The 20059-nt window shown below is 60.7% G+C and carries 19 protein-coding genes; 13 read left to right on the top strand and 6 right to left on the bottom strand.

Annotated elements, in window-relative coordinates; translation table 11 throughout:
• The first annotated feature begins 52 nt into the window (after positions 1-52).
• The 7 genes from mreC (at position 53) to tldD (ending at position 10244) form a co-directional block, all read left to right on the top strand.
• On the top strand, positions 53-1117 hold the full coding sequence (mreC, locus tag BFC21_RS13990; protein ID WP_086798672.1) for a rod shape-determining protein MreC: 1065 nt from the start codon (positions 53-55) through the stop codon (positions 1115-1117).
• Complete coding sequence (mreD, locus tag BFC21_RS13985; RefSeq protein WP_016781780.1) at positions 1118-1606, top strand: rod shape-determining protein MreD; 489 nt, start codon at positions 1118-1120, stop codon at positions 1604-1606.
• 51 nt (positions 1607-1657) lie between these two features.
• A complete protein-coding gene (locus BFC21_RS13980; protein ID WP_088378125.1) occupies positions 1658-2263 on the top strand; it encodes a nucleoside triphosphate pyrophosphatase in 606 nt (201 codons plus the stop codon).
• 56 nt (positions 2264-2319) lie between these two features.
• Positions 2320-3777: a ribonuclease G gene (gene rng / locus BFC21_RS13975; RefSeq protein ID WP_016781782.1), complete on the top strand. Its 1458-nt coding sequence runs from the start codon at positions 2320-2322 to the stop codon at positions 3775-3777.
• A gap of 75 nt (positions 3778-3852) precedes the next feature.
• A complete protein-coding gene (locus BFC21_RS13970; protein WP_120266269.1) occupies positions 3853-7665 on the top strand; it encodes a YhdP family protein in 3813 nt (1270 codons plus the stop codon).
• 153 nt (positions 7666-7818) lie between these two features.
• Positions 7819-8646: a carbon-nitrogen hydrolase family protein gene (locus tag BFC21_RS13965; RefSeq protein WP_088378123.1), complete on the top strand. Its 828-nt coding sequence runs from the start codon at positions 7819-7821 to the stop codon at positions 8644-8646.
• Positions 8647-8801: 155 nt separating this feature from the next.
• A complete protein-coding gene (tldD, locus tag BFC21_RS13960; protein ID WP_016781785.1) occupies positions 8802-10244 on the top strand; it encodes a metalloprotease TldD in 1443 nt (480 codons plus the stop codon).
• Positions 10245-10291: 47 nt separating this feature from the next.
• Here tldD and yjgA read toward each other — a convergent pair whose 3' ends face one another.
• Entirely contained in the window at positions 10292-10813 is a 522-nt protein-coding gene (gene yjgA / locus BFC21_RS13955; RefSeq protein WP_016781786.1) for a ribosome biogenesis factor YjgA, read from the bottom strand.
• Positions 10814-10920: 107 nt separating this feature from the next.
• On the opposite strand from yjgA, the gene pmbA reads away from it, so the two are divergent.
• From pmbA to BFC21_RS13925, 6 genes are all read left to right on the top strand, one after another.
• Positions 10921-12267 (top strand): metalloprotease PmbA, encoded by a 1347-nt coding sequence (pmbA, locus tag BFC21_RS13950; protein WP_120266268.1) that lies wholly within the window; start codon positions 10921-10923, stop codon positions 12265-12267.
• A gap of 142 nt (positions 12268-12409) precedes the next feature.
• The gene (locus tag BFC21_RS13945) at positions 12410-12805 is read left to right on the top strand and encodes a FagA protein (RefSeq protein WP_095004705.1); all 396 of its coding nucleotides are present in this window, start codon (positions 12410-12412) and stop codon (positions 12803-12805) included.
• Positions 12798-14174, top strand: coding sequence for an aspartate ammonia-lyase (locus tag BFC21_RS13940; RefSeq protein WP_120266267.1), 1377 nt, complete (start codon positions 12798-12800; stop codon positions 14172-14174). The genes BFC21_RS13945 and BFC21_RS13940 overlap by 8 nt, the downstream gene beginning before the upstream one ends.
• 28 nt (positions 14175-14202) lie before the next feature.
• The gene (locus BFC21_RS13935) at positions 14203-14652 is read left to right on the top strand and encodes a hypothetical protein (RefSeq protein WP_088378120.1); all 450 of its coding nucleotides are present in this window, start codon (positions 14203-14205) and stop codon (positions 14650-14652) included.
• Position 14653: 1 nt separating this feature from the next.
• Positions 14654-15265, top strand: a complete 612-nt coding sequence (locus BFC21_RS13930) for a superoxide dismutase (RefSeq protein ID WP_088378119.1) — start codon at positions 14654-14656, stop codon at positions 15263-15265.
• A gap of 27 nt (positions 15266-15292) precedes the next feature.
• Positions 15293-16186, top strand: a complete 894-nt coding sequence (locus BFC21_RS13925; RefSeq protein WP_088378118.1) for a ZIP family metal transporter — start codon at positions 15293-15295, stop codon at positions 16184-16186.
• A gap of 282 nt (positions 16187-16468) precedes the next feature.
• Here BFC21_RS13925 and BFC21_RS13920 read toward each other — a convergent pair whose 3' ends face one another.
• The 5 genes from BFC21_RS13920 to BFC21_RS13900 form a co-directional block, all read right to left on the bottom strand.
• The gene (locus BFC21_RS13920) at positions 16469-16741 is read right to left on the bottom strand and encodes an HPr family phosphocarrier protein (protein ID WP_016781793.1); all 273 of its coding nucleotides are present in this window, start codon (positions 16739-16741) and stop codon (positions 16469-16471) included.
• 15 nt (positions 16742-16756) lie between these two features.
• Positions 16757-17614 carry an RNase adapter RapZ gene (gene rapZ / locus BFC21_RS13915; RefSeq protein WP_088378117.1) on the bottom strand — a complete coding sequence of 286 codons (858 nt, stop codon included), beginning with the start codon at positions 17612-17614 and terminating at the stop codon, positions 16757-16759.
• Positions 17615-17616: 2 nt separating this feature from the next.
• Positions 17617-18081 carry a PTS IIA-like nitrogen regulatory protein PtsN gene (gene ptsN / locus BFC21_RS13910; RefSeq protein ID WP_016781795.1) on the bottom strand — a complete coding sequence of 155 codons (465 nt, stop codon included), beginning with the start codon at positions 18079-18081 and terminating at the stop codon, positions 17617-17619.
• A 12-nt stretch (positions 18082-18093) separates the two neighbouring features.
• Positions 18094-18402, bottom strand: a complete 309-nt coding sequence (hpf, locus tag BFC21_RS13905; RefSeq protein ID WP_016781796.1) for a ribosome hibernation-promoting factor, HPF/YfiA family — start codon at positions 18400-18402, stop codon at positions 18094-18096.
• Between the two features lie 75 nt (positions 18403-18477).
• Complete coding sequence (locus BFC21_RS13900) at positions 18478-19971, bottom strand: RNA polymerase factor sigma-54 (RefSeq protein WP_088378116.1); 1494 nt, start codon at positions 19969-19971, stop codon at positions 18478-18480.
• Positions 19972-20059: the final 88 nt, after the last annotated feature.

Here is a 20059-nt window from a genome sequence, read left to right as displayed (position 1 = left end):
GCCGCTTGAAGCCGCATGAATAAATTGAACACTTGCCCCGGAGGAGCGGCTTATTAAACCGCTCTTTTCCAAAGGCCCCTCATTGGGCGTGCGCTTTCTGGTGCTGGTCGTGCTATCGGTCACGCTGATGGTAGTGGACGCTCGCTTCACGTTGCTCAAGCCCGTGCGCAGTCAAATGTCGCTGGTGCTGATGCAGTCCTACTGGATCACCGATTTGCCGCAGCGCTTGTGGCAGGGCGTGGCCAGTCAGTTCGGCAGCCGTACCGAACTGGTGGCCGAGAACGAAAAACTCAAGACCGAAAACCTTCTGCTTCAAGGCCGCATGCAAAAGCTGGCCGCCTTGACCGAGCAGAACGTGCGCCTGCGCGAGTTGCTCAACTCTTCTGCGCTGGTCAACGAAAAGGTTGAAGTGGCCGAGCTGATCGGCATGGACCCCAACCCCTTTACCCATCGCATCATCATCAACAAGGGTGAGCGCGATGGCGTTGTATTGGGGCAGCCGGTGCTTGATGCACGCGGGCTGATGGGCCAGGTGGTCGAGTTGATGCCCTACACCTCACGTGTGTTGTTGCTGACCGATACCACCCACAGTATTCCGGTACAGGTGAACCGTAATGGCTTGCGGGCGATTGCCAGCGGTACCGGCAACCCTGAAAGCCTTGAATTGCGTCATGTCGCCGACACGGCCGATATCAAGGTGGGCGACCTGCTGGTCAGCTCGGGCCTGGGGCAGCGCTTCCCGGCCGGTTACCCGGTGGCAACGGTCAAGGAGGTGATTCACGACTCCGGCCAGCCTTTTGCCATTGTGCGCGCCGTGCCGACCGCAGCCCTGAACCGCAGCCGCTACCTGTTGCTGGTATTCAGTGACAGCCGCACCCCTGAAGAGCGGGCCAACGACGCGGCCAAGGCGCAGCAAGCCGAGCAGAACGGTGAACCGGCGCCGATCATTCCGGCCACCGTGCCCAAGCCGGCGCCAACGGTTGCCCCGGCGGCCGTCCCTGCCGTTCCTGCACCTGCGGTGACCGAACCCAAGGCCGTTAAAAAGCCTGTGCCAGCTGCAACTCCTGCCGCCAAGCCGCCAGCCGCCGTGCCGGCCACTACCCGGGAGAGGCAATAAATGGCGAGTACCCGTTCGCGTAACGGCTGGATGATCTGGCTGACGTTTGCCATCGGCCTGTTGCTCAGCATTTCACCGATGCCACAGTTCATGGAAATCCTGCGCCCGCTCTGGCTGGCCTTGCTGCTGGCCTTCTGGGCCTTGTACATGCCGCATAAAGTGGGCATGGTCACCGCGTTTTGCTTGGGCCTGGCCGAAGATGTGCTGTATGGCACGCTGCTGGGGCAGAATGCCCTGACGCTGACCCTGATCACTTTCCTGGTCTTGTCCCTTCAGCAACGCTTGCGGGTGTTCCCGATGTGGCAGCAATGCCTGGTGTTGCTGGTGATCTTCGGTCTGGCCCAGCTTGCCCAGTTGTGGCTCAGTGCCTTGACTGGCAATCGCCAGCCGACCCTGGCGCTGGTATTGCCGGGCGTGGTCAGTGCCTTGCTGTGGCCGTGGATCAGCTACGGGCTGCGCGGGCTGTGCCGACGTTTCAAAATCAATTAACTGGATACGAGCCATTTCCTGGTTTGTTCACCTCGACAGGGAGATGTCTTGATGACTTCACTTTATCTGGCTTCCGGCTCACCGCGGCGGCGTGAGCTGCTGACGCAAATCGGCGTGCCGTTTGAAACGGTCACTGCCGCCATTGACGAAACGCCCCTGCCGAATGAATCCCCGGTGGCCTATGTCGAGCGTCTGGCGCTCGAAAAGGCCCGGGCCGGGCACCAACACGTGTCAAACACTCCACCCAACGGTGCGTTCTGCGTGCTGGGTGCCGACACGGCCGTGGTGCAGGATGAACGCATTCTGGGCAAACCGGTCGACGAGGCCGATGCCTTGGCTATGCTCATGGCGCTGTCCGGGCGCGAGCATGAGGTGTTGACCGCCATCGCGATCATGGACGCCGGGCGCTGCGAAACCCGCGTGGTGCGCAGCCAGGTGCGCTTTCGTAACATCAGTACACAAGAAGCCCGCCTGTACTGGGCCAGCGGTGAACCCCAGGACAAGGCCGGTGGCTACGCTATCCAGGGCCTGGCCGCGGTGTTTGTCGCGGGGCTCAATGGCAGCTATTCCGCTGTAGTGGGCCTGCCCGTGTGCGAAACCGCAGAACTGCTCGGGCATTTCGGCATACCCTGTTGGCAAAACCTTACCGTGCGCTGAATACGGCACCTACGAGACGTGGCACTACTGTGATGACGCCTGAACGAGACCCAGCCATGAGTGAAGAGATCCTGATCAACATCACGCCGATGGAATCGCGCGTGGCGGTGGTAGAGAACGGTGTTCTGCAAGAGGTGCATGTCGAGCGTACCCAGCGCCGGGGCATTGTCGGCAATATCTACAAAGGCAAGATTGTCAGGGTTTTGCCCGGTATGCAGGCTGCCTTTGTCGATATTGGCCTGGATCGCGCGGCTTTTATCCATGCCTCCGAAATTTCCCTGCGTGAAGGCCAGGCCGTTGAGAGCATCGGTACCCTGGTGCATGAAGGCCAGAGCCTGGTGGTACAGGTCACCAAAGACCCGATTGGTTCCAAGGGCGCACGCCTGACCACGCAACTGTCGATTCCTTCGCGCTACCTGGTGTATATGCCGCGCACCGCTCATGTCGGCATCTCCCTGAAGATCGAAGACGAAGCCGAGCGTGAACGCCTCAAGCAGGTGGTCAGCGATTGCGTGGCCCAGGAAGGTATCAAGGAAGCCGGCGGGTTTATCCTGCGCACGGCGGCCGAAGGGGCCGGCGCGGATGAGATCCTCATGGACATTCGCTACCTGCGCCGCTTGTGGGACCAGATCGGCGCCCAGATCAAGACTGTTGGTGCGCCGACGGTGATCTACGAAGACCTGGGCCTGGCGCTGCGCACCTTGCGCGACCTGGTCAGCCCCAAGATCGAAAAAATCCGTATCGATTCGCGGGAAACCTTCCAGCGGACCACGCAGTTTGTGGCCGAACTGATGCCGGAAATCGCCGACCGCCTTGAGCACTACCCGGGCGAGCGGCCGATTTTCGATTTGTACGGCGTTGAAGACGAAATCCAGAAAGCCCTGGACCGCAAGGTGCCGCTCAAGTCCGGCGGTTATCTGGTGGTGGACCCGGCCGAAGCCATGACCACCATCGACGTCAACACGGGCGCGTTTGTGGGTCATCGCAACCTTGAAGAAACCATCTTCAAGACCAACCTCGAAGCCGCCACCGCCATTGCCCGGCAACTGCGCCTGCGCAACCTGGGCGGCATCATCATCATCGACTTCATCGACATGGAAGATGAAGAGCACCAGCGCCAGGTGATTCGCACCCTGGAAAAACAGCTGGAGCGCGACCACGCCAAGACCAACATCATCGGCATCACCGAGCTGGGCCTGGTGCAGATGACCCGCAAGCGTACCCGCGAGAGCCTGGAGCAGGTCTTGTGCGAGCCGTGCGTGTGCTGCCAGGGCCGGGGCAAGCTGAAAACCCCGGAAACCATCTGCTACGAGATTTTCCGCGAAATCCTGCGTGAGGCCCGTGCCTATCAAGCCACCGGTTATCGGGTCCTGGCCAACCAGCGGGTGGTCGACCGCCTGCTGGACGAAGAGTCGGGCAATGTCGCGGAACTCGAAGGCTTTATCGGGCGCACGATTCGCTTTCAGGTTGAAACCATGTATTCCCAGGAACAATACGACGTGGTGCTGCTCTGAAGTATCAAGCATCGTATAGCGTTACAAAGGGGCTGAACCCGGCTCCTTCGATCATTACTGAAGGGGCCACCTGACATGGAGCGTCTGACACGCTTTTTTGCCGCGCTGACCCGTTGGGGGTTGGGCGCGTGCGCTCTGGTTTTGGTGCTGACGGCGTTGTACGTCAGCATCGGCCGTGAATTGACCCCGCTGATTGCCGAATACCGCATAGAGGTTCAGAACAAAGCCCGAGACGCCCTGGGCATGCCATTGACCATTGGCAGCCTTGAAGGAAGCTGGAGCGGCATGGCGCCGGTACTGAAGGCCCACGATGTGATGGTCGGCGAGGGTAACAGCGCCCTTCGCCTGGACGAAGTGCAGGTGGTGCCCGATGTGTTGGCCAGCCTGTTGAACCGCGATATCCGTATTGCCCGCGTGCAGCTTAATGGCCTGCAACTGAGCCTGCGTCAGGATGAGCACGGCCACTGGACCCTCGAGGGGCTGCCAGTGCAGGACGACCAGCCGCTGGACCCTGAGCAGTTGCTCACCCAGTTGCAGCATGTGGCGCGATTGTCGGTGCTCGACAGCCAGGTGACCCTGGAACCCTACAAACAAGCCCCGCTGACCCTGACGTATGTAGGGCTGACCCTGGATGTCGGCGCCTCGGACCAGCGCCTCGATGCGCGCCTGACCCTGCCCGATGGCCAGCCTGTCGCGCTGAGTGTCTCGACCCAGGTCCAGGCCAGCCGCTGGCGTGACGGTGCGGCCCAGGCCTATGTGAGCCTGCCGCAAAGCGACTGGGCCAAGTGGCTGCCGGCCTCGCTGATTGCGCCGTGGAAAGTCTCTGAACTCAAGGCGGGTGGTGAACTCTGGTTCAACTGGAGCCAGGGCTCGGTGCAGAGCGCCGTGGCGCGCCTGAATGCGCCCAAACTGAGCGGCGCCTATGCCGGGCGCAAACCCGAGACCATCGAAAACCTGGCCCTGCATGCCTGGGCCGAGCGCGGCAAGCAGGGCTTCAAGGTGGTGCTCGATTCATTGGCCATGAACCTGGGCAAGACCCGTTGGGAAACCCGTCTGCAATTGCAGCAGTTCGCGGCCACGGACAAGGAGCAGGAGCGCTGGCACCTGCAGGCCGACCGCCTCGACCTGACGCCGATCACGCCGCTGATGGACTCGCTGGCCCCGGTGCCTGAAGCCGTCGCCACCGTTATCGACCAACTGAGCGTGACGGGCACATTGCGCAATGTACTGGCCGACTATCGTCCGGCCGCCACGGACGATCAAAAAATCAGTTTCGCGGCCAATCTGGAGCAGGTCGGCTTCAATGCCACCCACGGTGCTCCGGCGGCGCGCAACGTCAGTGGCCTGATCAGCGGTGACCTGGGCAAGGGCGAACTGCGCCTGGACAGCAAGGACTTCATGCTGCACCTGGACCCGATCTTCGCCAAGCCCTGGCAGTACCTGCAAGCCAATGCCCTGCTGACCTGGACCCTGAACAAGGACAGCTTCACCCTGGTTGCCCCCTACATCAAAGTGCTGGGAGAAGAGGGCAAGATCGCGGCCGACTTCTTGATCCGTATTCACCTCGACCATTCTCAAGAAGACTACATGGACCTGCGGGTTGGTCTTACGGATGGCGACGGCCGTTTTACCCCCAAGTACCTGCCTGAAGTGCTGAGCCCGGCCCTCACCGAATGGCTGAGCACGGCGATAATCAAGGGTGCGGTCGAAGAAGGGTTTTTCCAGTACCAGGGCTCCCTGAGCCACGACGCCGTCGCGGCGGCGCGCAATATCAGCCTGTTTTTCAAGGTGCATGGCGCCGAACTGGCGTTCCAGCCTGGCTGGCCCCATGTGCGTGATGTCTCGGGCGACGTGTTTATCGAAGACAGCGGCGTGCGGATCATGGCCAGTAAAGGCCAGTTGCTCGACACCCAGGTGCGCAACGTGGCCGTCAACATCCCGCATGTGCCAGCAGGCAAGGTCAGCCATCTGTTTCTGGACGGGAATTTTGATGGCGGGCTGGGCGACGGCCTGAAAATCCTTCAGGAAGCCCCCATTGGCACCGCCGAAACCTTCGCGGGCTGGCAGGGCGAAGGTTCGCTCAAGGGCCGCGTTGACCTGGATATCCCGCTGGAAAAAAGCGTGGAGCCGAAAATCCTGGTGGACTTCAGCACTGACAAGGCCCGCCTGAAAATCAGTGAGCCCGAGCTTGAGCTGACCCAGCTCAAGGGCGATTTTCGCTTCGACAGTGCCAAGGGCCTGAGCGGCAAGGGCATCAGTGCGCGGGCATTCGATCGCTCGATCACCGCGCAGATTTTTGCCGACGGCAAGCCCGGTCGTATCAGCACCCGGGTAGTGGCCAGCGGTCAGGTGGGGGTGAAAAAACTCACGGACTGGCTCAAGTTCAATCAACCGATCCCGGTGAGCGGCGATTTGCCGTACCAGCTGCAACTGACCCTGGACGGGGCCGACAGCCAGTTGCGGGTCAGCTCCAGCCTCAAGGGGGCGGTGGTTGATTTGCCTGCGCCCTTTGGCCTGGCGGCCAATGAAAGCCGCAGCAGCGTGTTCCGCATGACCCTGCAAGGAGCCGAGCGGCGTTACTGGTTTGACTACGGCGACCTGGCCAACCTGACCTTCGCTGCCCCCAAGGACAAATTTGACGAGGGGCGCGGCGAGCTGTTTTTGGGCAGTGGCGCCCCGGTATTGCCGACGACCAAGGGCCTGCGTATTCGCGGTGTGCTGTCGGAACTCGACGTTGCCCCCTGGCAGGCGCTAGTGGAGCGTTATGCCGGCAATGACCCGGGTGGCAGTGCCAAGCAACTGCTCAGCAGTGCGGACTTTAAAGTCGGCAAGTTGATTGCTTTCGGCACCCAATTGGATCAGGTGCGACTGGTCATGAAGCGCGTCGCTGCCTCCTGGGCGCTGCAAATCGACAGCAAGCAGGCCACGGGTGCAGTGACCCTGCCGGATGCGAAAAACGCGCCGATTGTGGTCAATATGCAGACCATTCGCCTGCCGGCCCCCGACCCCAAGGTGGTGGCGGATGACAACGCCCCCGATCCGCTGGCGGCGGTCGACCCGCGCAAAATACCGGCGCTGGACATCATTATTCGCCAGCTTTACCAGGGCTCTGAGCTGCTGGGTGCCTGGTCGCTCAACATTCGGCCCAACAGCCGCGGCATCAGCCTGACCAGCCTCAACCTGGGGCTCAAGGGCATGCTGCTTGAAGGTTCGGGCGGTTGGGAAGGCGTGGCGGGTAACAGCAAGAGCTGGTATCAGGGGCGCCTGGGTGGCGGCAATCTGGCCACGGTGCTGAAGAACTGGGGTTTTGCCCCCAGCGTCACCAGCGACAACTTTCATGTGGACATCGATGGCAACTGGCCGGGTTCACCGGCGTGGATTGGCCTCAAGCGTTTCTCCGGCACACTGGACGCCTCGCTCAACAAGGGGCAGTTTGTGGAAGTCGACGGCAGCGCCCAGGTGCTGCGCATTTTTGGCTTGCTCAACTTCAACGCCATTGGCCGTCGCCTGCGCCTGGACTTCTCCGACCTGTTCGGCAAGGGCCTGAGCTATGACCGGGTCAAGGGCGTGCTCAATGCCCGCAGCGGCGTGTACAGCACAGGCAAGCCGATCCTGATGACCGGGCCGTCCACCAATCTGGAACTTAACGGTACATTGAACATGGTCACCGACCGGGTCGACGCCAAGCTGCTGGTGACCTTGCCCGTGACCAACAACCTGCCTCTTGCCGCCTTGCTGGTGGGCGGGCCGGCAGCGGGCGGGGCGATGTTCCTGCTCAACAAGCTGATCGGTGACCAGGTGTCGCGCTTCGCCAGCGTGCAATACAGCATCCAGGGCCCGTGGAACGATCCGAAAATCACCTTCGACAAGCCTTTTGAAAAAAACTAGGCGTAGCATTGTCCTCAGATCCGGCTCCCACAAAACCAGTGGGGGCTGGCTTGCCTGCGATGCGGGCGCCGAGATATGTCAGGTAAATCGCGGCGATGCCCTCGCGGGCAAGCCCGACTCCCACAAATGGGTTTTTTCGATCAGGAATACGTCATGTCGCTAGCAGTGATTCAAATGGTCAGCCAAAGCGATGTCCTGGCCAACCTGGCCCAGGCCCGTCGCCTGCTGGAGGAGGCTGCCCAAGGCGGTGCGCAACTGGCCGTGTTGCCCGAGAACTTTGCCGCAATGGGCCGTCGCGATACAGCCGCCATCGGCCGCGCCGAGGCCTTGGGTGAAGGCCCGATCCTGCCCTGGTTGAAACAGACCGCCCGCGACCTCAAGTTATGGATAGTGGCTGGTACTTTGCCTCTGCCGCCAGAGGGTCAACCTCAAGCCAAGGTCAATGCCTGTTCACTGCTGATCAATGCCGAGGGTGAATGCGCTGCCCGATACGACAAACTGCACTTGTTCGACGTGGATGTGTCCGACAACCGTGGCCGCTACCGTGAGTCTGATGACTATGCTCATGGGGGGCGTGTGGTCGTGGCGGATACCCCGGTCGGCAAGCTGGGCCTGAGCGTATGTTATGACCTGCGCTTCCCGGAGCTGTACAGTGAGCTACGCGCCGCTGGCGCTGAACTGATCACCGCGCCCTCGGCCTTTACTGCGGTCACGGGCGAGGCCCATTGGGAGGTACTCATTCGCGCCCGCGCCATTGAAACCCAGTGCTACATCCTCGCAGCGGCCCAGGGCGGCATCCACCCCGGCCCGCGGGAAACCTGGGGGCATGCAGCCATTATCGACCCCTGGGGGCGGGTGCTGGCCGAGCAGGCGCAAGGCGAGGGCGTATTACTGGCCCGCCGCGATGCCGTTGAGCAAGCGGATATCCGGGCACGCATGCCGGTGGTGAGCCATCGGCGGTTTAACGCCCAGCTAATTTAGGTGGGAGCGGGCTTGCTCGCGATGCAGACGACGCGGTGTCACCGTTGCACCGCATTGATGCCATCGCGAGCAAGCCCGCTCCCACACAACTGATTTTTCAGGCCCGTGGGTTCAGCACTCAAAGATGCTGAAGCAGGGGCCAAGACGGAGTGAATATGAGCGAGTTGTTGACCTCAGTCAGCGAACACCTGTTGGCACCGGGCGGTGTCACCATCGAAAGCCTGCAAAGCGTATTGGGCGACCTGGCCGGGCCGGGCATCGACGCCGCAGACCTGTACTTCCAGGGCCAGATCTCCGAATCCTGGGCGCTGGAAGACGGTATCGTCAAAGAAGGCAGTTTTAACCTCGACCAGGGTGTAGGCGTTCGTGCCCAGTCTGGCGAGAAGACCGGCTTTGCCTACAGCAATGCCATCACCCTGGACGCATTGGGTCAGGCCGCCCGCGCCGCCCGCTCGATTTCCCGCGCCGGGCAAAACGGCACGGTGCAGGCGTTCACCACTCAGGACGTGGCTCAGCTGTATGGCCCGGACAACCCGCTGGAAGTCATCAGCCGCGCTGAAAAAGTCGAACTGCTCAAGCGTGTCGACGCCGCTACCCGCGCCCTCGACCCGCGTATCCAGCAAGTGACCGTGAGCATGGCCGGGGTCTGGGAGCGCATTCTGGTGGCCTCCACCGACGGTGGTCTGGCTGCCGATATCCGCCCGCTGGTGCGCTTCAATGTCAGCGTCATCGTCGAGCAGAATGGCCGTCGCGAGCGCGGCGGGCATGGCGGCGGCGGGCGTACCGACTACCGTTATTTCCTCACCGACGATCGTGCAATGGGTTATGCCCGTGAAGCGTTGCGCCAGGCACTGGTCAACCTTGAAGCCGTACCGGCCCCGGCGGGCACCATGCCGGTGGTGCTGGGCTCGGGCTGGTCCGGGGTGCTGTTGCACGAAGCCGTGGGCCACGGCCTGGAAGGCGACTTCAACCGCAAGGGCAGCTCTGCCTACAGCGGGCGCATGGGTGAAATGGTCGCCTCGAAGCTGTGCACCATCGTCGATGACGGCACCCTGGCCGGCCGCCGTGGCTCGCTGAGCGTGGATGACGAAGGTACCCCGACCGAGTGCACCACCCTGATTGAAAACGGCGTGCTCAAGGGCTACATGCAGGACAAGCTCAATGCCCGCCTGATGGGCGTGGCCCGCACCGGCAACGGCCGTCGCGAATCCTATGCGCACTTGCCGATGCCGCGCATGACCAACACCTACATGCTGGGTGGCGAGAGCGATCCGGCCGAGATCATCGCCTCGGTGAAAAAGGGCATCTACTGCGCCAACCTGGGCGGTGGTCAGGTCGATATCACCAGCGGCAAGTTTGTGTTCTCCACCAGCGAAGCCTATTTGATTGAAGACGGCAAAATCACTCGCCCAGTCAAAGGCGCGACCCTGATTGGCAACGGGCCGGAAGCAATGAGCAAGGTGTCGATGGTCGGCAACGACCTGTCGCTGGACAGCGGCGTGGGAACGTGTGGCAAGGACGGGCAGTCGGTGCCGGTAGGTGTCGGCCAGCCAACCCTGAAGATTGACGCGATCACTGTAGGCGGTACGGGCGGTTGAGGGGAGGTCCCGTGAAGGTTGCCAGGCAACCTTCACGGGTACGAGGCTTAACGCAGACCGCGTTGAGTCTCGTCCAACCCACGGATGTACTTGAACAATTTGCGGCTTGAAGCCGGTGCCTTGTTATGAGCCAGCTCGTGTTTGGCCTGACGTATCACCGAACGCATTTGCTGGCGGTCGGCTTCAGGGAACTCGGCAACAAACTTTTCCAGTACAGCGTCATCACCTTCGATCAGGCGATCACGCCAGCGCTCGAGGTTGTGAAAACGTTCGTTGTACTGGCGAGAAGAGGCATCGACTTGATCGATCAAGGCAAGAATTTCGTCAAGCGGTTGATCGCGCATCAGTTTGCCGATGAACATCATATGGCGCTTGCGCGCAATATGAGCCGTGTGTTTTGGAGCATCTGCCAAAGCCTTACGCATAGCGTCAGTCAGGGGCATTTTGTTCAGCAAGTCAGGCTTGAGTGTCGTGAGACGCTCGCCCAGATCAACCAGAGCATGAAGCTCGCGTTTGACCTGCGATTTGCTTTTTTCGCCGTCGAAGGCGTCGTCGTAAGAATCAACCATGGTGGCAGTCCGCAAAGAAACGCCGCCATGATAACCAGTCGGGGGCCGCTTGTCCGGCCCGGTCGCTCGGCGGCCCTGCCGAAAACAGAATTTGAGTGGAGAAAACCATGAGTGCAGTTCAAAGCGTCGGCCCGCAGGCCTTGCCGGCACTGCAGGAACAGGTCGAGCAAATCATTGCCGAAGCCAGGCGCCAGGGCGCCAGCGCCTGTGAAGTCGCCGTGTCGCTGGAGCAGGGGTTGTCGACCTCGGTACGCCAGCGCGAAGTTGAAACCGTAGAGTTCAACCGTGACCAGGGTTTTGGCATCACCCTCTATGTAGGCCAGCGCAAAGGCTCGGCCAGCACCTCGGCCACCGGCCCGGAGGCCATCCGCGAAACCGTCGCCGCCGCCCTGGCGATTGCCAAACACACCTCCGAAGACGAAAGTTCGGGTTTGGCCGATGCCAGCCTGATGGCCCGTGAACTGAAAGACTTTGATGTGTTCCACACCTGGGACATCACCCCCGAGCAGGCCATTGAAAAGGCCCTGGCCTGTGAAGCGGCAGCCTTTGATGCCGACAGCCGGATCAAGAACGCCGATGGCACCACCCTCAGCACCCATCAGGGCTGCCGTGTATACGGCAACAGTAACGGCTTTATCGGTGGCTCGGCCTCGACCCGGCACAGCCTCAGCTGCGTGATGATCGCCGAAGGTGACGGCCAGATGCAGCGTGACTACTGGTATGACGTCAATTGCCAGGGCGAGTTGTTGATGGACGCCGTGAGCATTGGCCAGCGCGCCGCCGAGCGCGCTGCCCGCCGCCTGGGCTCGTGCCCGGTACCGACGTGTGAAGTGCCGGTGCTGTTCTCGGCCGAACTGGCTGGGGGGCTGTTCGGCAGCTTCCTGGGTGCCATCTCGGGCGGCAACCTGTACCGCAAGTCGTCGTTCCTGCTTGATGCAATGGGCCAGCAAATTTTCCCTGAATGGCTGACCCTGGACGAGCGCCCGCACCTGATGCGCGCTATGGGCAGCTCATCGTTCGACAACGACGGCCTGGCCACCTATGCCAAGCCGTTTATCAAGGATGGCGAGCTGGTTTCGTACATCCTCAGCACCTACTCCGGACGCAAGCTGGGCATGCCGAGCACCGCCAACGCCGGCGGCGTGCATAACCTGTTCGTGACCCACGGCGACGAAGACCAGGCGGCATTGATCCGGCGCATGGGTCGTGGCCTGTTCGTCACGGAGCTGATGGGCAGCGGCCTGAACATGGTCACCGGCGACTACTCCCGTGGCGCGGCGGGTTTTTGGGTCGAGAATGGCGAAATCCAGTTCCCGGTTCAGGAAGTGACCATTGCCGGCAATATGCGCGACATGTTCAAACAGATCGTAGCCGTGGGCAACGACCTGGAACTGCGCAGCAATATCCGCACCGGCTCGGTGCTGATCGAGCGCATGATGGTGGCGGGTAGCTAAACGCTGCTCTGTTCCATGCCAAGGCGTATCACTGTATCGGTGATACGCCTTTTTTGTGTTTGTGCATCCCATCCTTTAGCAGGCTTGTTTTGATAATCAATATCGCTTAATAATGAATCTCATTATCGAGTGAGCCTGGGTCATGAGTTCTGCGTTGCGTGAAGGGCCGTATCTAGAAAGCTGGCGCTGGATGAGCCGCCAGATCCGTTGCGCGCTGGCACCGAACGAGCCGCGCCTGATCGAGCATTACCTGGCCGAAGGCCGCTATCTTGCCGGCTGTACGCCCACTTCCCCGTGGATGATTGCCTCCACCACCTTGCGCCTGCTGCTCGACACCGCCACCGACACCGCGCTGCCGTGGCACTGGCGCACCCTGTGTCTGGACAACGCGTGGCGCCCGCTGCGCGACCTCGAAACCCAAGCCCTGTGCAACTGCCGGCTCAAGCGCTGGCAAAGCTTTGCCTGGCAATTGGCAACCTGCGAGCTCGAACCTTCAATTTCTTTAACAGAACTGGTGCAAGGATTTCCCGATGAGTAACACTCGTATCGAACGCGACAGCATGGGCGAGTTGCGTGTACCTGAGGCCGCGCTATACGGCGCGCAAACCCAGCGTGCGGTCGACAACTTCCCGATCAGCCATCAACGCATGCCTGCGCAATTCATCCGCGCGCTGATCCTCGCCAAAGCCGCCGCGGCCCAGGCCAACGTCGAGCTCAAGCAAATCACGGCGGCCCAGGGCGAGGCCATTGTCGAGGCGGCACAAATCCTGCTGACCGGCGATTACATGGAGCACTTTCCGGTGGATATTTTCCAGACCGGCTCGGGCACCAGTTCCAACATGAATGCCAATGAAGTGATTGCCACCCTGGCCACGCGGTTGCTGGGCGAGCCGGTGAACCCCAACGATCACGTCAACTGCGGGCAAAGCAGCAACGACATTATCCCGACCACCATCCATGTCAGCGCCGCACTGGGCCTGCACGAGCAGTTGCTGCCGGCGCTGAGCCATCTGGTGCAGGTTATCGAGCGCAAGGCGATCGAGGTTCACGCCTACGTCAAAACCGGTCGTACCCATTTGATGGACGCCATGCCGGTACGCATGAGCCAGGTGCTCAATGGCTGGGCGCAGCAGCTCAAGGCCAATATCGACCATTTGCACAACCTGCAGCCTGCGCTGCAATCCCTGGCGCAGGGCGGTACCGCAGTGGGCACCGGGATTAACGCCCACCCGCAATTCGCGGGCCTGTTCAGCCAGCAGCTCAGCGAGCTGACCGGGGTGGCCTTCACGCCGGGCAAGGACCTGTTTGCCTTGATTGGTTCGCAGGACACCGCAGTGGCTGTTTCTGGTCAGTTGAAGGCCACGGCAGTGTCACTGATGAAAATCGCCAACGACCTGCGCTGGATGAACTCCGGCCCCCTGGCCGGCCTGGGCGAGATCGAACTTGAGGCGTTGCAGCCGGGCTCGTCGATCATGCCGGGCAAGGTCAACCCGGTGATACCGGAAGCCACGGCGATGGTCGCGGCGCAGGTGATCGGCAATGACGCGGTGATCACCGTGGCAGGCCAGTCCGGCAACTTTGAGTTGAACGTGATGCTGCCGGTCATTGCGCAAAACCTGCTCGCCAGCATCGAACTGATGGCCAATTCAAGCCGCCTGCTGGCCGACAAGGCCATTGCCAGTTTCAGGGTCAACGAAGCCAAGCTCAAGGAAGCGCTGTCGCGCAACCCGATCCTGGTCACGGCGCTAAACCCGATCATCGGCTATCAAAAAGCCGCCGAAATCGCCAAGACCGCCTATCAGCAGGGGCGCCCGGTGATAGACGTGGCCCTCGAATACACCGACCTGCCACGCAGCCAGCTTGAGGTCCTGCTGGACCCCGAAAAACTGACCGCCGGCGGCGTTTAACCCGATAAACACTGCTTTGGAGGTTCACATGGAGCACTGGAAACGCACGATCGAAAGAGCCAACCGCTGTTTCGCCGAAGGCGAGCTGGTCGATGCCCGCGAACACTACCTGCAGGCACTGGCGCTGGCCCAGGTGTTGTTCGAGCGCTGGAGTGATGCCGACGAAGCAGTGGCCGCCTGTGTCATTTCACACCATAACCTGGCGGATCTGCACTTGCGCCTCAACCAGCCGGAAGAGAGCGTCGAATACCTCTGCGCAATTCACCAGCGGTTGCTGCACACCATGCAGAGCCCGCGCCTGCCGACCGCATTGCGCGAAGCGGCGCTGCGTCAGAGCAGCAAGACCTATGTAGAACTTTTGAACTTTATCAGCGAGCACGGCGAATACCCGCGCTCCAATCTGTTGCTCAAAAGCAACGTGGCTCAAAGCAGCCATGAGTTCTCGACCGTTAGCGGCCATCACTTAGGAGCACATTGATATGACTTATACCTTGCCTGCCTTGCCTTACGCCTACGACGCGCTTGAGCCGCATATTGACGCGCAAACCATGGAAATCCACTACACCAAGCATCACCAGACCTATATCAATAACCTCAATGCGGCCGTCGAGGGCACCGAATGGGCCAAATGGCCGGTGGAAAAACTGGTGGCCAGCGTTAACCAGTTGCCCGAAAAACTGCGAGCGGCGGTTATCAACCAGGGCGGCGGGCATGCCAACCACTCGTTGTTCTGGGAAGTCATGAGCCCTAAAGGCGGGGGCAAGCCCGAAGATGCGCTGGCCAAGGCCATTGACGAGCAGTTGGGCGGGCTGGAGACGTTCAAGGAGAACTTCACCAAGGCGGCGCTGACGCGTTTTGGCAGTGGCTGGGCATGGTTGAGCGTGACCCCGCAGAAAAAACTGGTGATCGAAAGCAGCGGTAACCAGGACAGCCCGCTAATGAACGGCAACACGCCAATTCTGGGGCTGGACGTGTGGGAGCACGCTTATTACCTGCGTTATCAAAACCGTCGCCCGGAATACATCAATGCGTTCTACAACGTGATCAACTGGCCCGAAGTAGCTCGCCGCTATCAAGCGGCGATTGGCTGAGCCCACCGAAAAGGATTCAGGCGGATTATGGGCACGCAAATTTTAGCGGTCGGGGGCGTGCGGATGTTTCGCTATGCCTTCGGCACGCTCTTGTTGTTGGCGGGCACGGCCTTGCTGGTCGCCAAGGGGCTGGTCTGGCTGGATCTGGAGCCCCGGCTGTTGCGGGCGTTGCAGGGCGGCGCGTTGTGTGCGCTGGGTACGGCATTGGGCGCCGTGCCGGTATTGGTTATTCGCAAGATGCCGATGGCGGTCAGTGACACGCTGCTTGGCTTTGGAGCCGGGGTGATGCTGGCGGCCACGGCCTTTTCGCTGATTGTGCCGGGTATTGCGGCCGCGCAGAGCCTGGGCTTGGCGCCCTGGTCTGCCAGCGGGCTGATCAGCGTGGGGATCCTGCTGGGCGCATTTTGCCTGTTTCTGGTCGACCGCAAGGTGTCCGGCGCCGGGCCTGAGGTTTTTGTCAGTCGCCCCGGCGAGCCGGTCATTGCACCGCGTATCTGGTTGTTTGTGATTGCGATTGTGGCGCACAACATTCCTGAGGGCATGGCGGTCGGGGTGTCGGCAGGTGGCGGCATGCCAGATGCCGATAGCCTGGCGATGGGGATTGCCTTGCAGGATGTACCGGAGGGGCTGGTGATTGCCCTTGTACTGGCTGGGGCGGGCATGTCGCGGGTCAAGGCGTTCTTGATTGGCGCGGCTTCAGGGCTGGTTGAACCGGTGTTTGCGGTGCTGTGTGCCTGGCTGGTCAACCTGGCCGAAGTATTGTTGCCGTTGGGGCTGGCATTGGCGGCCGGGGCGATGCTGCTGGTGGTCACCCAGGAGGTCATCCCCGAGTCGCGGCGCAATGGCCACGAGAAACTGGCGAGCCTGGGCTTGTGCGTCGGCTTTTGCTTGATGATGGTGATGGATACGGCGTTGGGTTGAGCAGGGGGGGCGATTAACCTGTAGATACTCTATTGCCGGTCAAGGGGCCTTTGTAGCAGCTGACTCGCGGAGCGAGGCTGCGTCGCAGTGGCGCACCAAACCGGACGTAGCCTCGTTCTACTCGTCAACTGCTACAGGTGGGAGGGGGAGCTGGGTGTGAAGTCTGTAGCCGCTGCCGCAGGCTGCGATCGAGCGCGAAGCGGTCGCGCTTTTGTGGGCATGAAGGCCCTTCGGGCCTTATCCCAGCCTTCGGCAGCGGCTACAGGTTGAAGCACGGTTCGGTTACTCGCCTTCATCAAAATAGTTGTTGATCAGCGCGACCAGTGCGTCCAGTGCTTCCTGTTCCTTCTCACCCTCGGTTTTGAGGTGGATGGTGGTGCCTTTGCCGGCAGCCAGCATCATCATGGCCATGATGCTTTTGCCGTCGACCATCGACTCAGGGGTGCGACCCGCCTGGATCTGACATGGAAACTGCCCTGCGATGCCGACAAACTTTGCCGATGCACGGGCGTGCAAGCCCAGTTTGTTGATGATTTCAATTTCCACTGCAGGCATCGCGGGGTAGATCCTTCAAGTAAGGTCGCGGTGGCGAACCTGGACGTTCTTCAGAGTTTCTTGCAGGCATTTGCCCAGGCGTTCGGTCAGGTACACGGAACGGTGATGCCCGCCCGTGCAGCCGATCCCGATGGTCACATAGGCGCGGTTGCTGGCCGCAAAGCGTGGTAGCCATTTAAGCAGGTAGCTGGAGATGTCCTGGAACATTTCTTCGACATCAGGCTGTGCCGCCAGGTAGTCGGCAACCGGCTGGTCCAGCCCCGACTGCTCGCGCAGTTCAGGCTTCCAGTACGGGTTGGGCAGGCAGCGCACGTCAAATACAAGGTCGGCATCCACCGGCATCCCGCGCTTGAAGCCAAACGACTCCACCAAAAAGGCAGTACCGGGTTCCGGCTTGTTCAGCAGGCGCAGCTTGATCGTGTCACGCAGCTGGTACAGGTTCAGGTTGGTGGTGTTGATGGTCAGGTCGGCGAGGTCGGCAATCGGTCCCAGCAGCTGGGTTTCATCGCGAATGGCCTCGGCCAGCGAGCGGCTCGCACTGCTGAGCGGGTGGCGCCTGCGGGTTTCCGAAAAGCGCTTGAGCAGGGTTTCTTCGTCGGCATCCAGGTACAGTACGTCGCACTGAATATGTCGGCTGCGGACCTCTTCAAGCAACTGGGGGAAGCGGGACAGGTGGCTGGGCAGGTTGCGCGCATCGATCGATACGGCCACCAGCGGTTGCGCCAGCTCGGTGTGAATCAACGCTCGCTCGGCCAGTTCCGGCAGCAGGCCGGCTGGCAAGTTGTCGATGCAATAGAAACCGTTGTCTTCAAGGACGGCGAGGGCAGTGCTTTTACCGGAGCCGGAGCGTCCGCTGACTATGACTAAGCGCATGATTAATGACCGTTCTGTACGTCCAGAACAACCTGGTACAACGCTTCGTTGCTAGGTGCACTGCGCAGCCTTTCGCGCACGTCTTTACGATCGAGCATGCTGGCAATCTGCCGGAGCAGTTCCAGGTGTGCATCGGTTGCCGCTTCTGGCACCAGCAAAACGAAAAGCAGGTCGACCGGCGCGCCATCGATGGCGTCGAAATCTATGGGGGCGTCGAGGTGCAGCAAGGCGCTCACAGGCGACTCGCAACCCTTGAGGCGGCAATGGGGTATGGCAATGCCGTTACCGAAACCGGTGGAACCCAGTTTTTCACGGGCAATAAGGCTCTCAAAAACATCCTGCATTTCGAGACCAGGCACTTCGCGGCTGATCAGGTTGGCAATATGTTCGAGTGCGCGCTTTTTACTGCCGCCCGGCGCGTTCACCAGGGAACGGCCGGGGGTCAGGATACTTTCAAGTCGGATCATGGGTAGGGAGTATTAACGACCGGTCGCGCCCTGGAGCAGGCTTTGGGTCTTTTCCTTATGCTTTTTCAGTTGGCGATCAAGCTTGTCAGTGAGCAGATCAATGGCGGCATACATGTCGTCATGCTCGGCGTTGGCAACGACTTCTCCTCCATGGATGTGCAAGGTGGCCTCGATTTTCTGTTTCAGTTTTTCGACCGCCATCGTTACCTGTACGTTGGTAATCTTGTCGAAGTGACGCTCCAGTCGGTCGAGTTTTTCGCCGATGTATGCGCGTAGCGGTTCGGTGACTTCCAGTTGGTGTCCACTGATGTTGACTTGCATACAGTTTCTCCTTTGATGCCATTGCATAAAGCGGCAGGCCGAGCAGCCTGCCACTGAAACGCCGGGGTCCGTGGCTTACATCAAACGCTTGCGTTCGCTCGAAGGCGCTATCCCGAGGGATTCGCGGTACTTGGCGACGGTGCGACGGGCTACCTGAATACCTTGTGCCTCCAGTAAACCAGCGATCTTGCTGTCACTCAACGGCTTTTTCTGATTTTCCGCAGCAACCAGTTTTTTGATGATGGCACGGATCGCGGTGGAGGAGCATTCGCCGCCTTCAGAGGTGCTGACGTGGCTGGAGAAAAAGTACTTCAGTTCATAAATACCGCGTGGGGTATGCATGAACTTTTGCGTGGTCACCCGGGAAATGGTGGATTCGTGCATGCCCACCGCTTCGGCGATGTCGTGCAGAACCAGTGGCTTCATGGCCTCGTCGCCATGCTCCAGAAACCCGCGCTGATGCTCGACGATCTGGGTCGCCACTTTCATCAGGGTTTCGTTGCGGCTTTGCAGGCTTTTGATAAACCAGCGTGCTTCCTGCAACTGGTTACGCATAAAGGTGTTGTCGGCGCTGGTGTCGGCCCGGCGGACAAAACCTGCATATTGTGCGTTCACCCGCAGGCGCGGCACGGACTCCTGGTTTAGCTCCACCAGCCAGCGCTCGTTGTCCTTGCGCACGATCACGTCTGGTACAACATATTCAGCTTCGCTGGACTCGATTTGCGAGCCCGGGCGCGGGTTGAGGCTCTGTACCAGTTCGATCACCTGGCGCAGCTCGTCTTCCTTGAGCTTCATGCGGCGCATCAGCTGGCTGTAGTCGCGTGCGCCCAGCAGGTCGATGTAATCGGTAACCAGGCGCTTGGCTTCGTTCAGCCAGGGCGTCTTGGCGGGTAACTGACGCAATTGCAGCAGCAGGCATTCGCCCAGGTTGCGCGCGCCGATGCCGGCGGGTTCGAATTGCTGGATGCGGTGCAGGACGGCTTCGATTTCGTCGAGCTCGATGTCCAGTTCCGGATCAAAGGCTTCGAGGATTTCTTCGAGGCTTTCGTCCAGGTAGCCCTGGTTATTGATGCAGTCGATGAGGGTGACACCGATCAGACGATCGGTGTCGGACATCGGTGCCAGGTTCAGTTGCCACAACAGGTGGCTTTGCAGGCTTTCGCCGGCCGAGGTGCGGGTGGTGAAGTCCCACTCGTCATCGTCGTTGCTGGGCAGGCTGCTGGCGCTGGTCTGGTAGATGTCTTCCCAGGCCGTGTCCACGGGCAGTTCGTTGGGAATGCGTTCGCCCCAGTCACCGTCTTCCAGGTTGTCTACGGTCTGCGCAGTTTCCTGGTAGGTGGGTTCCTGGACGTCGGTATTGGGCTTTTGCTCAATGTTGTCGGCAAGGGGGTCTGCATTGTCGAAGTCGTCGCCTTCTTCCTGGCGTTCGAGCATCGGGTTGGACTCCAGAGCCTCCTGGATTTCCTGTTGCAGGTCGAGGGTCGACAATTGAAGCAGGCGGATGGCCTGTTGCAGCTGAGGTGTCATTGTCAGCTGCTGGCCCATTCTCAGGACTAGCGATGGTTTCATGGCAGGGGCTTAACACCTTATTCGCCGGCGCACATGGCGCCATCCACTACAGGGCGCGTGAGCGCCAAACATAAGCAAATTATATGCC

This window comes from Pseudomonas sp. TMW 2.1634 (genome assembly GCF_001703595.1).
In the GTDB taxonomy this organism is placed as follows: Bacteria; Pseudomonadota; Gammaproteobacteria; order Pseudomonadales; family Pseudomonadaceae; genus Aquipseudomonas; species Aquipseudomonas fragi.
Note: the sequence above shows the minus strand (reverse complement) of the source record. Positions and strands in the feature narration are given on the sequence as shown.

Excerpts from the sequence above, each read along its gene's own strand:
- mreD (WP_016781780.1), top strand. The coding sequence starts at position 1,118 with ATGGCGAGTACCCGTTCGCGTAACGGCTGGATGATCTGGCTGACGTTT.
- BFC21_RS13980 (WP_088378125.1), top strand. The coding sequence starts at position 1,658 with ATGACTTCACTTTATCTGGCTTCCGGCTCACCGCGGCGGCGTGAGCTG.
- rng (WP_016781782.1), top strand. The coding sequence starts at position 2,320 with ATGAGTGAAGAGATCCTGATCAACATCACGCCGATGGAATCGCGCGTG.
- BFC21_RS13970 (WP_120266269.1), top strand. The coding sequence starts at position 3,853 with ATGGAGCGTCTGACACGCTTTTTTGCCGCGCTGACCCGTTGGGGGTTG.
- BFC21_RS13965 (WP_088378123.1), top strand. The coding sequence starts at position 7,819 with ATGTCGCTAGCAGTGATTCAAATGGTCAGCCAAAGCGATGTCCTGGCC.
- tldD (WP_016781785.1), top strand. The coding sequence starts at position 8,802 with ATGAGCGAGTTGTTGACCTCAGTCAGCGAACACCTGTTGGCACCGGGC.
- yjgA (WP_016781786.1), bottom strand. The coding sequence starts at position 10,813 with ATGGTTGATTCTTACGACGACGCCTTCGACGGCGAAAAAAGCAAATCG.
- pmbA (WP_120266268.1), top strand. The coding sequence starts at position 10,921 with ATGAGTGCAGTTCAAAGCGTCGGCCCGCAGGCCTTGCCGGCACTGCAG.
- BFC21_RS13945 (WP_095004705.1), top strand. The coding sequence starts at position 12,410 with ATGAGTTCTGCGTTGCGTGAAGGGCCGTATCTAGAAAGCTGGCGCTGG.
- BFC21_RS13940 (WP_120266267.1), top strand. The coding sequence starts at position 12,798 with ATGAGTAACACTCGTATCGAACGCGACAGCATGGGCGAGTTGCGTGTA.
- BFC21_RS13935 (WP_088378120.1), top strand. The coding sequence starts at position 14,203 with ATGGAGCACTGGAAACGCACGATCGAAAGAGCCAACCGCTGTTTCGCC.
- BFC21_RS13930 (WP_088378119.1), top strand. The coding sequence starts at position 14,654 with ATGACTTATACCTTGCCTGCCTTGCCTTACGCCTACGACGCGCTTGAG.
- BFC21_RS13925 (WP_088378118.1), top strand. The coding sequence starts at position 15,293 with ATGGGCACGCAAATTTTAGCGGTCGGGGGCGTGCGGATGTTTCGCTAT.
- BFC21_RS13920 (WP_016781793.1), bottom strand. The coding sequence starts at position 16,741 with ATGCCTGCAGTGGAAATTGAAATCATCAACAAACTGGGCTTGCACGCC.
- rapZ (WP_088378117.1), bottom strand. The coding sequence starts at position 17,614 with ATGCGCTTAGTCATAGTCAGCGGACGCTCCGGCTCCGGTAAAAGCACT.
- ptsN (WP_016781795.1), bottom strand. The coding sequence starts at position 18,081 with ATGATCCGACTTGAAAGTATCCTGACCCCCGGCCGTTCCCTGGTGAAC.
- hpf (WP_016781796.1), bottom strand. The coding sequence starts at position 18,402 with ATGCAAGTCAACATCAGTGGACACCAACTGGAAGTCACCGAACCGCTA.
- BFC21_RS13900 (WP_088378116.1), bottom strand. The coding sequence starts at position 19,971 with ATGAAACCATCGCTAGTCCTGAGAATGGGCCAGCAGCTGACAATGACA.